A 12,440-nucleotide genomic window follows, 5' to 3' on the forward strand; every position below is an offset into this window, starting at 1 on the left:
TATGAGCCTCGGCGCGCGTCGTCGTCGCGCCTGATCCCCGCCGACCTATGCGTTCGCGCGCCCCGCGCAAGCCCGAATCGCGCGCCGCGTTGACCGGCTGCGGCGCAGATATGCTATCGCGGCGCGACCGTGCCGTGGTCATCCTTCGGAATGACCGACGAGCCCCTGACGCAGCCGGATCCATGACCGCCAGCACCGCCCCCCAGCCCGTCGAGCGCTACAACGCCAAGGATGCCGAGCCGCGCTGGCAGGAGGCCTGGGCCGAGAAGCGGCTGTTCGAGACCGACAATGCCGACGGCCGCCCGAAATACTACGTGCTCGAGATGTTCCCCTACCCGTCGGGGCGCATCCACATGGGCCACGTCCGCAACTACGCGATGGGCGACGTGGTCGCCCGCTACAAGCGCGCCCGCGGCTTCAACGTGCTGCACCCGATGGGCTGGGACGCCTTCGGCCTGCCGGCCGAGAACGCCGCCATGGAGCGCAAGGTCAACCCGCGGGACTGGACCTACGCCAACATCGCGTCGATGCGCGACCAGCTGAAGGCCATGGGCCTGTCGCTCGACTGGAGCCGGGAGATCGCGACCTGCGATCCCGACTACTACAAGCACCAGCAGCGCATGTTCCTGGACTTCCTGGCCAAGGGCCTCGTCACCCGCCGCACCGCGAAGGTGAACTGGGACCCGGTGGACCACACGGTGCTGGCCAACGAGCAGGTGATCGACGGCCGCGGCTGGCGCTCCGGCGCCCTGGTGGAGCAGCGCGAGCTGACCCAGTGGTTCTTCAAGATCACCGACTTCGCCGAGGACCTGCTGACCGCCCTGGACGGGCTGGACCGCTGGCCCGAGAAGGTCCGGCTGATGCAGAAGAACTGGATCGGCCGCTCGGAGGGCCTGGAGGTTCAGTTCGCCCTGGCCCGGCCGGCGGCCGGCGCGGCCGATCCGGTGACCGTTTACACGACCCGGCCCGACACGCTGTTCGGCGCCAAGTTCCTGGCGATCGCCGCCGACCATCCCCTGGCCGCCGCGCTGGCCGAGGGACGGCCGGAGCTGCAGACCTTCATCGAGGAGTGCCGTCGCACCGGCACTGCCCAGGCCGCGATCGACACCGCCGAGAAGCACGGCTTCGACACCGGCCTGACCGTCCGCCATCCCCTGGACCCGTCCTGGGAGCTGCCGGTCTACGTGGCGAACTTCGTGCTCATGGAGTACGGCACCGGCGCGGTGTTCGGCTGCCCGGCGCACGACCAGCGCGACCTCGATTTCGCCAACAAGTACGGGCTCGGCAACACGCCCGTGGTCTGCCCGGAGGGGCAGGATCCGGCGAGCTTCGTGATCACCGACACCGCCTATGTCGAGGACGGGCGGATGATCAACTCGCGCTTCCTCGACGGGATGAGCACGGACGAAGCCTTCGAGGCCGTGGCCCGGCGCCTCGAAGGGGAGGGGGTCGCCCGGCGCAAGGTCCAGTTCCGCCTGCGCGACTGGGGCGTCTCCCGGCAGCGCTACTGGGGCTGCCCGATCCCGATCATCCACTGCGACAGCTGCGGCCCGGTCCCGGTGCCGGTGGCCGACCTGCCGGTGAAGCTCCCCGAGGAGGTGTCGTTCGATCAGCCCGGCAACCCGCTGGAGCGCGACGCGGCGTGGCGGAACGTGCCCTGCCCGCATTGCGGCGCGCCGGCCCGGCGCGAGACCGACACGATGGACACGTTCGTCGACTCGTCCTGGTACTACGCGCGCTTCACCGCGCCCTGGCTGGCGGACGCGCCCACCGACCGCGCCGTGGTCGACCGCTGGCTGGCGGTGGACCAGTATATCGGCGGCATCGAGCACGCGATCCTGCACCTGCTCTACGCCCGGTTCTTCATGCGGGCGATGCGCGAGACCGGCTGGGCCGGCGTGGCCGAGCCGTTCGCCGGCCTGTTCACGCAGGGCATGGTCGTCCACGAGACCTACAAGGACGCGGCCGGCGCCTGGGTGCCGCCGGCCGAGATCCGCTTCGCCACCGAGGAGGGTGAGCGCCGCGCGTTTCACGTGAAAACTCAGGCGCCGATCGCGATCGGCCCGATCGAGAAGATGTCGAAGTCGAAGAAGAATGTGGTCGACCCCGACGACATCATCGCGAGCTACGGGGCCGACACGGCGCGCTGGTTCATGCTGTCCGACTCGCCGCCCGAGCGCGACGTGATCTGGACCGAGGAGGGCGTGCAGGGCGCTGCCCGGTTCGTCCAGAAGGTCTGGCGGCTGGTGAACGCGGCCGGGCAGGCGGCGGGCGACGGCGCCGCGGACCTGACCCTGCGCAAGGCCGCCCACCGGGCGCTCGCCTCCGTGCAGGACGATATCGAGCGCCTGCGCTTCAACCGCTGCGTCGCCCACATCTACACCCTGGCCAACGCCCTGGAGGACGGCCTGCGCGGGCCGGTCTCGGCCGGTGCCGCCCAGGAGGCGGCCGGCATCCTGGTGCAGCTCATCGCCCCGATGATGCCGCACCTCGCCGAGGAGTGCTGGTCCGTCCTCGGCCGCGGCGGCCTCGTCGCCCAGGCGCCCTGGCCCGAGACCGAGGCGGGGCTCTTGGTCGAGGACGAGATCACCCTGCCGGTTCAGATCAACGGCAAGAAGCGCGCGGACGTGACCGTGCCGCGGGACGCCGACGCCAAGGCCGTGGAGGCCGCGACCCTGGCGCTGGAGGCCGTCCAGAAGGTGCTGGAGGGCAAGGCGCCGCGGAAGGTGATCGTGGTGCCGGGGCGGATCGTGAACCTCGTGGTGTGATCCGGCGTCCGGTTGATGGCATCGATCTGACCGTCTTTGCGAGCGGAGCGAAGCAACCCAGCGGCACGACGCCCACCGAGGTCGCGCTACCCTGGGTCACTTCGCTTCGCTCGTGATGACGGAGCGCGTGACGCCGGCCGAGAGACTCCTCGGGACATGGAGAGAACCCCGGATCGTGAGGTTCCGCTCGATCCTCTGTCCGTCCGTAGATCCGATCGTGAGGTGCCTGCCCCAGCAGGCCTCGAATGAGGGATCCAGTCGGCCGCACAAGCCCTGAAAGGGCTCCTTCGAGGCTCCTTCGAGGCTCCTTCGAGGCGCCTTCCGCTCGCACCTCAGGACGAGGTGTGCGGGTTCGATGGCCGCCGATAACTCATGGCGCCGCCAGCTCCGGATCCTGTCCGCTGGCCTCCAGGCCGCGCCGCACCAGCCCGTCCCGCTTCGCCCGCGCGACGAAATCCGCGAGATACGCGGCGCCCGCCGGGTGCCCGACCGGCGTTCCCATCGCCTGCGGGATCTCCATGAAGTGGCCCGGGAGCAGCCGCACCTCCGGGTGCGCCGCCGCGTAGGCGGCGAGGGGCTGGTGCACGCCGGCCGCGACGTCGAGCCCGTCCCGGGCGAAGGCCGTGATCGCCTCGGCCGAGGTCGGGGCCCGCACCAGGGTCGCGTGCTGGAGGGCGCGGGTCAGATACAGGTCGTAGGCGCTCCCGCGCCCGACCGAGACGCGCACGCCGTCGCGGTCCACCGCCTCCGGGGACCGGATCGGCGAGGCGGCCGGCACGAGGTAGCTGCCGGCGATCAGCACGTAGGGCTCCGTGAAGGCGATCCCCTCCGCCCGCTTCGGGTCGATCGCCAGGAAGCAGATGTCCCAGGTCCCGGAGCCCGCCGAGCCCGAGACCGCGCCGGCCCCCGGGAAGGTCACGAACGCCACCGGCACGCCGAGCCGGGCCGCCAGCGCCCGCGCGAGGTCGACCGACACCCCCGCGGGGCCGTCGGCGCCGGCCTGGGCCAGGACCGGATTGCCGAGGTTGATCGCCGCCCGCAGCGTGCCGGTGGGGGCGAGGTCGTGCAGGACCGTCGGATCGGGCGCCATCGGTTTCGTCTCCGCGTGGACGGCGGCGGGGAGGAGCAGGAGGAGGAGGGCCGCGCGGATCCGCATGACGGTCGCTCCCTCTCAGGCGCGCCGCGCCGGACCGGTCGACGCGGCGCCGCCGTCCCGGGCGGGACGGCGGCGCCGGCGGGCCAACATGTTGAGGCCCTCGACGCCGGCCGAGAAGGCCATCGCGGTGTAGATGTAGCCCTTCGGCACGTGCGCGCCGAACCCCTCGGCGATCAGCGTCATGCCGATCATGATCAGGAAGCCGAGGGCCAGCATCACCACGGTGGGGTTCCGGGCGATGAAGGCCGAGAGCGGCTCGGCGGCGACCAGCATCACCACCACGGCGACCACCACCGCCACCATCATCACCGGCACGTGCGCGGTCATGCCGACCGCCGTGATGATCGAGTCGATGGAGAAGACGAGGTCGAGGAGCAGGATCTGGCCGATCGCCGCGCCGAAGCCGATCGTACCCCCGGTCACGCCCGGGGTCTCGGGCTCCGGATCCACCGTGTGGTGAATCTCCTTGGTCGCCTTCCAGAGCAGGAACAGGCCGCCGCCGATCAGGATCATGTCGCGCCAGGAGAAGTCCTGGCCCAGCACCGAGAAGACCGGCTCGGTCAGGTGCACGATGAACGCCACCGTGCCGAGCAGCCCCAGCCGCAGGATCAGCGCCAGCCCGATCCCGATGCGCCGCGCCCGCGTCTGATGCTCGGGCGGCAGCTTGTTGGTCAGGATCGAGATGAAGATCAGGTTGTCGATGCCGAGCACCACCTCCATCACCACGAGCGTGGCGAGGGCAGCCCAGACGGCGGGCTGACTGGCGAGCTGGAGCAGATCGGTCACGGGCGCGGTGCCTCGCTGGTCGGGAACAGGCGGCTCCCGAGGGCCGTCAGGTCGAAGGGGGCCGGTCCGCGCACCGGTTCGGGCGCCAGGACCTGCAGGATCTTCGGGAAGACCTTGAAATGGGCGGGGGTGCGCGTGGTCAGCTCGCCGTCGGTGTTCACCGGCCGGGGCCTGCGGGTCGAGAGCCGGATCTCCTGGGTGTGGAACGCCCGCACGTCGGCGGCGCGCCCGTGCGTGCCCCGCCGCAGGGCGGGCAGCAGCGCGAGGAGCCGCCACCAGTGCTTGATCTCCAGGCTGTAGAAATCGAGCTTGCCGTCGTCGACCGCGGCACTCTCCTCCACGGTCATGCCGCCGCCGTAGTGGCGCCCGTTGCCGACCGAAACCTGGATCGTGGTGACCTTCTCCACCACGCCGTCGTGCTCGATCGTCACCGTGAAGGGCCGGACCCGGCGCAAGACCCGGACGGCCGCCACCGCGTAGCCGAGGACGCCCCAGGTCTTCTTCGATTCGGACGTCAGCTCGCCCGCGAGCTCCGCCGAGAAGCCGATGCTCGCCACGTTGAAGTAGTAGTGGCCGTTGACCCAGCCGAGATCCACCGGCCGCGCCTGCGCGGTCGGGATGAAGCGGGCCGCCGCCAGGGGGTCGAGCGGCAGGTTGAGGGAGCGTGCGAGGTCGTTCGCCGTGCCGAGCGGCAGGATCGCGAAGGGCAGGCCGCTCGCCACCAGCGCGGGCGCGGCGTAGTTCATGGTGCCATCGCCGCCGCCCAGGATCACGAGATCGACCGCGCCGGCCCGGTCGCGGATCACGTCGCGGCAATCGGCTTCCGGCGGCGGCTCCTCCGGCTCGATGCCGCCCGCCCGCAGGATCTCCCGCACCTCGTCGAGATCCAGGGCGCCGTTGCGCGCCTTGGCGTTGCAGAGCAGCAGGGCCCGGCGCGGCTGCGTGCTCATCGCGCGCTCCCGGGAAGCGGGCCGGAGGGCGACTCGGTCTCAGGTCGGGCCAAGGGAGCCTCGGTGCACGGGGGAGCGGGCAGTCTGGAACGCGGTAGGGAACCCGGGACCGGCCAAAGGCCAAGTCTGTCCCCGACTTGGTACCCAAACGCACGAACGCAACCCCATCATCCCCGCAATTCCGGGCTGGTCGCCGTCGCGGAGTTCGGCAGGATGTGGGCGCGCCCGAGCCCTTCGTGGAACCCCCGACCCACGCGGGCGCGTTCTCCATGATGCCCGCCCCGGCCGCCAGGAAGGCACCGATGTCCGCCACACGTCCCGTCCGTCCCCAGGCCCTCGCCCTCGGCATGCTCCTGCCGTTCGCCCTCGCGGGCGGTGCCGCCGCCCAGAGCGCCTGGGTCGACCCGCCGCCCCGGGCCGCCGCGCAGGCGCAGGGTTCCGCGCAGGGTCCGGGGAAGGAATCGGCGCAGGAGGCAGCGAAGGACGCGGCGAAAGCGCCGGTGCGCGCCGCCGAGCCGGTCCGGCAGGCCGCCAGACCTGAGCCGGGCGAGGACGCCCTGCCGAAGGCGGCGGCCACGCGGGCGCCGGGACCGAAGCGGGCAGCCGCCCTGGAGCGTCCGCCGGTCCGGGAACACCTGCACCACCCCGCGCGCCACCCGCACCGGCTCGCCGAGACGCCGGCCGCGACCGCCCCGGCGCCGGGCGCGTCGGCGGAGCGCGTGGCCGCCGCCCGGGCGCTGACGACGAGCTATCTCGCCACCGTCTCGGGTCCGAGCGACACCATGGTCGGGGCCGCGACCCAGTACTACGCGACCCGCGTGCGCTTCTACGGGCGGCCGATCACCACGGCGGCCCTGGTCGCCGAGAAGCGCAGCTTCGTCCAGCGCTGGCCCGAGCGGCGCTACGAGCCGCGGGCGATGCGCGCCGCCTGCGACACCGAGACCTGCACGATCCGCACGATCGTCGATTTCCGCACCGCCAATCCGGGCCGGGGCGCCGTGTCCAGCGGCGAGGCTGAGCTGGTCCTGGAGGTGGGCTTCGCCGGGACGCGGCCCTACATCCTCGGCGAGACCGGTCGCGTCCTGCGGCGGAGCATCCAGGCCGGAACCCTGGCCGCCTCGCCCGGCAAGGCGTAAGAGCCGCGCGTCGCGATCCGCCACCGCGCGGCGGGCACGGGCTCGCCCGGGGTGTGCGGCGGCCCCTACAAGAACGTCTGCAAGGGCGTCTAAATGGGCGCCAGCGACGGAAGCGTGCGGCGGGGCGCGTCGCGGGATCGGTCCCGCGGGTCGGGCGTTCCGTGGGGCGCCCGCGGGCGCCCTTCGTCGGGAGGCGCGATCGAGCCTCCTTCGCGCCGCGCGTCGGTGATGCCGGGATCGGGTGAATGACGTCTTCAACGGTGGTGGAGCAACAGGAGACGGAGCCGGCCCGGCCGGTTCTCGACAGTCCCGGCCGCCTCGCCTTGCGCGAGACGATCCGGGCCGAGATCGCGCGCGCGCGTCCGCGCCCCGTCGCGGTCCGGACCCTGGAGCTCCTGGCCGAGGCCGCCTGCGCCCCGGACGAGTCCGGGACCGGCCTCCGCGTCCTCGACCGCCACGGGGCCGCGCGGCGGCGGGAGGGCACCTCCGAGCCGATGACCCTGGCGGACCTCGTCGCGGAGCTGCGCGCGCGCCATCCCGCCCTGTTCCTGCCGCCGGAGCCCGAGCCCGAACCGGCCCCGGCGACCGCCGAGGAGGCCCGAGACTCGTCCCTGTTGAGCGGCGCCTACGAGATGAAGGCCGCGACCGCCCGCTTCGTCGGGACCCAGTCCGAGCGGGCGCGCTCCCTGGCGGAGCGCTCCTCCGAGCAGGGCCGCGTGCTGGCGCAGACCGCCGCCGGCCGGTTCGCCAGCCTGCGGACGAACCTGCGCGGACGCTTCGCCCGCCCGCCCGTCGACGCGGAGGCCGGGCCGGCCGCGGGCGCGGATCCGGCGGCGGCCTGGAACAGCGGTCCCGGACGGTTCGGCGAGACGCTGCGCGACGGCCTCGGCCACGTGCGCGACCGCCTCAGCCTCGGCGGGGGCGGGATCGATGACGGCGCGCGCCGGCAGCGCCGGCTGCTCCTCGGCGCCGTCGCCGGCACCCTGGTGGCGGTGCTCGCCGCGGGGCTCGTGCTGGACCGCTCCGCGCCGGAAGCCGGGCGCCCCGCCGCCCCGACCGCTTCCCGCACGGATCCCCGCGCGGAAGCCCCGAGCGGCGCCACGCCGAACGCGCGGCCCGCAGGCCCCCCGGCCTCGGCCCCCGACACGGTGACGCCGCCCCCCGAGACAGGCGGCGATCCCGAGCCCGACGCGCCGCTGCCGCCGAACGCCGTGACCGGACAGGCCCAGGTGATCGATACCGCGACCCTCAAGGTCGGCGGCAAGGTCGTGCATCTGTTCGGCGTCGAGTGGGTGCGGGGCGGCCAGGCGGAGGAGCTGGCCCGGTACATCGGCAACCGGTCGGTGACCTGCCAGCCCGCCCCCGGCAGCGCGAACATGAACTGCCTCGTGGACGGTCGCGATCTCTCCGAGGTGGTGCTGTTCAACGGCGGCGGCCGCGCCGCCCCGGAGGCGAGCCCGGAGCTGGTCGCGGCCGAGGACCACGCCCGGAGCGAGCGGCTCGGCGTCTGGAAGCGCTAGCCGGATGCCGGCCGAACCGTTCGGCACGACGGCGGACGGCCGACCGGTCGGCCGCCACACCCTGAGCCGGGGCAGCCTGCGCGTCGCCGTCATCGAGTACGGTGCGGCCGTCACGGCGATCGAGGTGCCCGACCGCGCCGGCCGTCCGGCCAACGTCGTGCTCGGCCTCGACACCCTGGCGGGCTACGAGACCGTGAGCCCGAGCTTCGGCGCGATCGTCGGCCGCTACGCGAACCGCATCGCGGGCGGGCGCTTCAGCCTCGACGGGCACGACTACCGGCTGCCGGTGAACGAGGCCCCCAACACCCTCCACGGCGGCCCGGAGAATTTCGGCCGGCGCCTGTGGCGGGCGGAACTCTCCGACGCGACGCGCCTCGTCCTGAGCCGCCGCTCCCCGGACGGGGAGGAGGGGTTTCCGGGCACTCTCGACGTCCGCGTCACCTACAGCCTGCCCGAGGAGGGCGTGCTGCGCGTGGACTACGCCGCGGTGACCGACCGGCCCACGGTCCTGAACCTCACGAACCACAGCTACTTCAACCTCGCCGGCGAGGGGGCGGGCAGCGTCCTCGGCCACGTCGTGCAGGTCGAGGCGGACGCCTTCGCGCCGACCGACGCGACCCAGATCCCCACCGGCGCGCTGCTGCCGGTCGCCGGGACGCCGTTCGATTTCCGCGCGCCGCGGGCCTTGGAAGCGCGGATCCGCGCCGGGGACCCGCAGCTCACCTTCGCCAAGGGCTACGACCACACCTTCGCGCTGCGCGGGGCCGCCGGGACGCTGCGGCCGGCCGTCACCTGCGTCGATCCCGGCAGCGGGCGGCGGCTCGACGTCTGGACCACGCAGCCGGCGCTGCAGCTCTACAGCGGCAACACCCTCGACGGGCGCCTGATCGGCCCGTCCGGGCGGATCTACCGGTCGGGCGACGGCGTCTGCTTCGAGACGCAGGGCTTTCCGGACGCGCCGAACCAGCCCGGCTTCCCCTCCGCGGTCCTGCGGCCGGGCGAGACCTTCGCGGCCGCCACGGAGTTCCGGTTCTCGGTCGTGTGATGGTCGAGTGACGGCCGCGGCGCGCTCAGGCCGCCGCGCGATCGAGCGCCCGGGGCGCCGGGATCGCGGCGGTCGGCGCGGCGGGATCGGGACGCCGCGCCTCGCCGAGCGCCAGGAGGGCGGCCTTCACGGCGTCGAGCCGCGACGGCTCGCCCTCGGCCATGCCCTCGGCCGCGGCGACCTCCTTCAGGTACTCGTCCCAGGCCCAGCGCCGCAGGATCTCCCGCTTGCAGCTCGGGAGCAGCCGGGGATGATCGCGCAACGCAGCCGGGGTGTCGAACACCGTGGCCGGGTTGACCAGGGCGCGCTCCAGGTCGGGCAGGCGCGCGGCCGCCGGGCCGGGCGGGCTGGCGTGTCCGATTCCGATCGTCCCATCTTGCATGGTTGCCTCCCTGGAGGAGCGCGCTCAGCCGCCGAAGAGGCCGAGGCGCGCCGCCGATTGGACGGCGAAGCTCGCCGCGAAGGACAGCAGGGCCGCGTCCCAGGCGGTCAGGTGTCGGGCGTTGGCCGGCGGTCCGGCCCGCGTGATCGCCCGGCCGAGCCACGCGAAGCCCGACAGGCTCAGCAGGGCCGCCAGCACCCAGGGCAGGGCGGGCGCCGGGCAGGGCGCCGCCAGGGCGAGGCACAGGGCCACGGACAGGAGCCAGCGGCTGAGCACCGTGCCGTCGGTGGTCCGCGCCGGCCCTCCGCGCCGGCCGCGCCGTGTCCGGGGCAGGAGCCCGTGCCCACCCCGCAGGTCGAAGGTTGCCATCACGCGCCTCCCCGGCTCAGTTCCCGGCTCAGTTCAGCAGGGGCTCCGGTCCGGCCGGACCGCGCTCCCAGCGCCGGATGAGCGCCGCGGGGACGGGGGGCTCGGGCGGCGGGGCTGCGGGCGGTGCCGAACCCTCATCGAGCGCCTGGAGCGCCTCCAGGATCGCGCTCAGCGGCACGGGCTCGGCCCGGCAGCCCGGCAGGCAGCGCAGCGTCGGGCAGGACTCGACCGCGCGGGCGTCGGAGGCCCAGGAGGCCAGGATCGCCCGCTTCTCGGCCCGCGACAGGCCGGGATTGCGCAGCACCTCCCGGGGATGCCGGAAGACGTCGCCCGGCGCCACGAAGGCCTCGAACGGCTCGACCGCCTGCGGCCTCAGGCTGGCGGCCGCCACCGGACCGAGGCGCCCGATCTCGGGATGGAACGCGGGATGGACGGAGTTGGTATCGATCGGCTGCATGCGACCCTCCTCATCGTGAGCAAAGGCTGGGGCGGCCGGCACGCCCGATCGGGCCGCGCCGGCCGTCGCGTCATGCGTTCGGGTCCGCGACCGCGCAGGCGGTCACCCCCAGGGTCGGCCCAGGGCCCGGCTCAGTGCTTGGCGGCCGGCGCGCCGGTACCGTTGATGGCGATGCGCCGGCGGCGCTCCGGCGCCTCGGCCGCGCGCGGCAGCGTCACCGTGAGGACGCCGTTGCGGAACGTCGCCTCGGCCTTGTCCTCCTCCACCGGCACGGGCAGGGCGATCGACCGCTCGAAGCGGCCGTAGCTGCGCTCGGAATAGCCGCGGCCCGTGTCGGTGGTCTCCGCGCGCTTCTCGCCCTTCAGGGTCAGGACGCCGTCCGCGATGAGCAGCTCGACGTCCTTCTCGTCGAGGCCGGGAAGCTCGGCGGAGACGCGGAGCGCGCCGTCCGCCTCCGCCAGCTCGACATGGGGCCAGCCGAAGCCGCGGCCCGCGAGGCTCGGCATCCCGCCGAACCCGCCGAACACGTCGTCGAACAGGCGGTTCATCTCCCGGTGCAGCGTCAGGAAGGGGCTGGCCGGCTCCTGCGACAGGGCGGCCGGCGCCGGGGCGGGGGTGCGGTTCCAGGGAATCAGATCTCTCACGCTCATGGTCCTCGCTCCATCGAATGCGGTGCAGTCGTGGGAACGGGCCCGCGGGTCCGCGGACCCGTGAGGGATGTCATCCGTGTCGACAGGGGTGCCCGGGCGCGCCGCCCGGGGCACCGGATCAGGCCGCCATTCAGGCTGCCATTCAGGCCGCCTTGGCCTCGCGGGCGATCTGCGCCGGGGCGTTGTCCTGGCCGGACGCGGCCGTCGTGCCGCCGATGGCGATGCGGCGGGGCTTCAGCGCCTCCGGCACCTCGCGCTTCAGCGCGACGGTGAGCAGGCCGTTCTCCAGCGACGCGCCCACGACCTTCACGTGCTCGGCCAGATTGAACGTCTGGCGGAACGTGCGGGCCGCGATGCCGCGGTAGAGATAGTGCTTCTCACCCTCCTGGGCGGCCTTCTGACCCGAGACGAGGAGCGTGGTGTCCTGCTGGGTCAGCTCGATCTCGTCGGGCGTGAAGCCCGCGACCGCCATGGTGATGCGGTACTGGTCCTCGGCCACCTTCTCGATGTTGTAGGGCGGCCAGGCGGCCGACGGCTCGACGCGGTCGGCCTGGTTGATCAGCTCGAACAGGCGGTCGAACCCGATGGACGACCGAAACAGGGGCGAAACGTCGTACGTCCTCATAACCACATCCTCCGACGAGCAACGTGACTACAAGCAGCGCCGGACACCGTGCCCGGCGCCCTCAGAGCGAGCCCGTTTCCAGGCCTCGCACGCGCGTAACGTGCGGGTGAAGGGTCGGTTCCGCGCCGCGCGAAATTTTTCGGGTTGGGCGAGGGCTGGCCGAATACGGTGATCCGACCTGCGCGGCCTCTCCTGCTGAGCCGCCGGCTGCACGCGCTCGCGGTCTCGGTTCGTCCGTCCGTCCGTCAGGATGAGAGCGCGGGTCCCCTCTCCCGTGCGGGAGAGGGACAGGGTGAGGGACGCGAACGTTCAGAAGACGGCGCGCCCCGTCCGCGCGTCAAACGCGTGCCCTGTCCGGAGACTTCCCATGCCTCACCCCAACACTCTCCCGCTCGGGAGAGGGGGCGCGTCGTGCTCCGTCGCAGGGCGCACCGCGAACACGCGTCGGCCGCACGAGGGAGGGGGTGCCGCGGACGCGGCAGGCCCCGCTCTCAGCCGACCGCCTCCTCGACCAGGATCTCGCGCTTGCCGGCGTGGTTGGCCGGGCCGACGATGCCCTCGATCTCCATCCGCTCCATGATGGAGGCGGCGCGGTT

The 12,440-nt window shown here is 73.4% G+C and carries 12 protein-coding genes; 4 read left to right on the forward strand and 8 right to left on the reverse strand.

All coding sequences use genetic code 11. From position 1 onward, the window contains the following. The first annotated feature begins 182 nt into the window (after positions 1–182). Positions 183–2,768, forward strand: coding sequence for a leucine--tRNA ligase (gene leuS / locus ASG32_RS29945; RefSeq protein ID WP_056533537.1), 2,586 nt, complete (start codon positions 183–185; stop codon positions 2,766–2,768). Positions 2,769–3,138: 370 nt separating this feature from the next. Here the strand turns inward: leuS and ASG32_RS29950 are convergent, their stop codons facing one another. From ASG32_RS29950 to ASG32_RS29960, 3 genes are read right to left on the reverse strand one after another with little or no spacing between them, the layout of a single operon-like run. Then, entirely contained in the window at positions 3,139–3,924 is a 786-nt protein-coding gene (locus ASG32_RS29950) for an ABC transporter substrate-binding protein (RefSeq protein WP_082558115.1), read from the reverse strand. A gap of 15 nt (positions 3,925–3,939) precedes the next feature. Next, the gene (locus ASG32_RS29955) at positions 3,940–4,710 is read right to left on the reverse strand and encodes a TerC family protein (protein WP_056533539.1); all 771 of its coding nucleotides are present in this window, start codon (positions 4,708–4,710) and stop codon (positions 3,940–3,942) included. Beyond that, positions 4,707–5,660, reverse strand: coding sequence for a lipid kinase (locus ASG32_RS29960; RefSeq protein WP_020094276.1), 954 nt, complete (start codon positions 5,658–5,660; stop codon positions 4,707–4,709). The genes ASG32_RS29955 and ASG32_RS29960 overlap by 4 nt, the downstream gene beginning before the upstream one ends. Positions 5,661–5,962: 302 nt before the next feature. Between ASG32_RS29960 and ASG32_RS29965 the strand changes: the two genes are divergently transcribed. The 3 genes from ASG32_RS29965 to ASG32_RS29975 all read left to right on the forward strand — a co-directional run bounded on the left by ASG32_RS29965 (position 5,963) and on the right by ASG32_RS29975 (position 9,361). Beyond that, positions 5,963–6,796, forward strand: a complete 834-nt coding sequence (locus ASG32_RS29965) for a hypothetical protein (RefSeq protein WP_244492302.1) — start codon at positions 5,963–5,965, stop codon at positions 6,794–6,796. 245 nt (positions 6,797–7,041) lie between these two features. Beyond that, positions 7,042–8,316 (forward strand): hypothetical protein, encoded by a 1,275-nt coding sequence (locus ASG32_RS29970; protein ID WP_056533543.1) that lies wholly within the window; start codon positions 7,042–7,044, stop codon positions 8,314–8,316. Positions 8,317–8,320: 4 nt separating this feature from the next. After that, the gene (locus ASG32_RS29975; RefSeq protein ID WP_056533545.1) at positions 8,321–9,361 is read left to right on the forward strand and encodes an aldose epimerase family protein; all 1,041 of its coding nucleotides are present in this window, start codon (positions 8,321–8,323) and stop codon (positions 9,359–9,361) included. A 25-nt stretch (positions 9,362–9,386) separates the two neighbouring features. Here ASG32_RS29975 and ASG32_RS29980 read toward each other — a convergent pair whose 3' ends face one another. The 5 genes from ASG32_RS29980 to ASG32_RS30000 form a co-directional block, all read right to left on the reverse strand. Beyond that, a complete protein-coding gene (locus ASG32_RS29980) occupies positions 9,387–9,743 on the reverse strand; it encodes a hypothetical protein (protein WP_244492304.1) in 357 nt (118 codons plus the stop codon). Positions 9,744–9,767: 24 nt separating this feature from the next. After that, complete coding sequence (locus ASG32_RS29985) at positions 9,768–10,112, reverse strand: hypothetical protein (RefSeq protein ID WP_056533547.1); 345 nt, start codon at positions 10,110–10,112, stop codon at positions 9,768–9,770. Positions 10,113–10,140: 28 nt separating this feature from the next. Beyond that, entirely contained in the window at positions 10,141–10,569 is a 429-nt protein-coding gene (locus ASG32_RS29990) for a hypothetical protein (RefSeq protein ID WP_056533549.1), read from the reverse strand. A gap of 131 nt (positions 10,570–10,700) precedes the next feature. Next, on the reverse strand, positions 10,701–11,219 hold the full coding sequence (locus ASG32_RS29995) for an Hsp20/alpha crystallin family protein (RefSeq protein WP_056533551.1): 519 nt from the start codon (positions 11,217–11,219) through the stop codon (positions 10,701–10,703). A 142-nt stretch (positions 11,220–11,361) separates the two neighbouring features. Beyond that, positions 11,362–11,844, reverse strand: a complete 483-nt coding sequence (locus tag ASG32_RS30000; RefSeq protein WP_020094268.1) for an Hsp20 family protein — start codon at positions 11,842–11,844, stop codon at positions 11,362–11,364. Positions 11,845–12,440 lie beyond the last annotated feature (596 nt).

Origin of the sequence: Methylobacterium sp. Leaf361 (genome assembly GCF_001424445.1) — a bacterium.
Taxonomy (GTDB): Bacteria; Pseudomonadota; Alphaproteobacteria; order Rhizobiales; family Beijerinckiaceae; genus Methylobacterium.

Excerpts from the sequence above, each read along its gene's own strand:
- leuS (WP_056533537.1), top strand. The coding sequence starts at position 183 with ATGACCGCCAGCACCGCCCCCCAGCCCGTCGAGCGCTACAACGCCAAG.
- ASG32_RS29950 (WP_082558115.1), bottom strand. The coding sequence starts at position 3,924 with ATGCGGATCCGCGCGGCCCTCCTCCTCCTGCTCCTCCCCGCCGCCGTC.
- ASG32_RS29960 (WP_020094276.1), bottom strand. The coding sequence starts at position 5,660 with ATGAGCACGCAGCCGCGCCGGGCCCTGCTGCTCTGCAACGCCAAGGCG.
- ASG32_RS29965 (WP_244492302.1), top strand. The coding sequence starts at position 5,963 with ATGTCCGCCACACGTCCCGTCCGTCCCCAGGCCCTCGCCCTCGGCATG.
- ASG32_RS29970 (WP_056533543.1), top strand. The coding sequence starts at position 7,042 with ATGACGTCTTCAACGGTGGTGGAGCAACAGGAGACGGAGCCGGCCCGG.
- ASG32_RS29975 (WP_056533545.1), top strand. The coding sequence starts at position 8,321 with ATGCCGGCCGAACCGTTCGGCACGACGGCGGACGGCCGACCGGTCGGC.
- ASG32_RS29980 (WP_244492304.1), bottom strand. The coding sequence starts at position 9,743 with ATGCAAGATGGGACGATCGGAATCGGACACGCCAGCCCGCCCGGCCCG.
- ASG32_RS29985 (WP_056533547.1), bottom strand. The coding sequence starts at position 10,112 with ATGGCAACCTTCGACCTGCGGGGTGGGCACGGGCTCCTGCCCCGGACA.
- ASG32_RS29990 (WP_056533549.1), bottom strand. The coding sequence starts at position 10,569 with ATGCAGCCGATCGATACCAACTCCGTCCATCCCGCGTTCCATCCCGAG.
- ASG32_RS29995 (WP_056533551.1), bottom strand. The coding sequence starts at position 11,219 with ATGAGCGTGAGAGATCTGATTCCCTGGAACCGCACCCCCGCCCCGGCG.
- ASG32_RS30000 (WP_020094268.1), bottom strand. The coding sequence starts at position 11,844 with ATGAGGACGTACGACGTTTCGCCCCTGTTTCGGTCGTCCATCGGGTTC.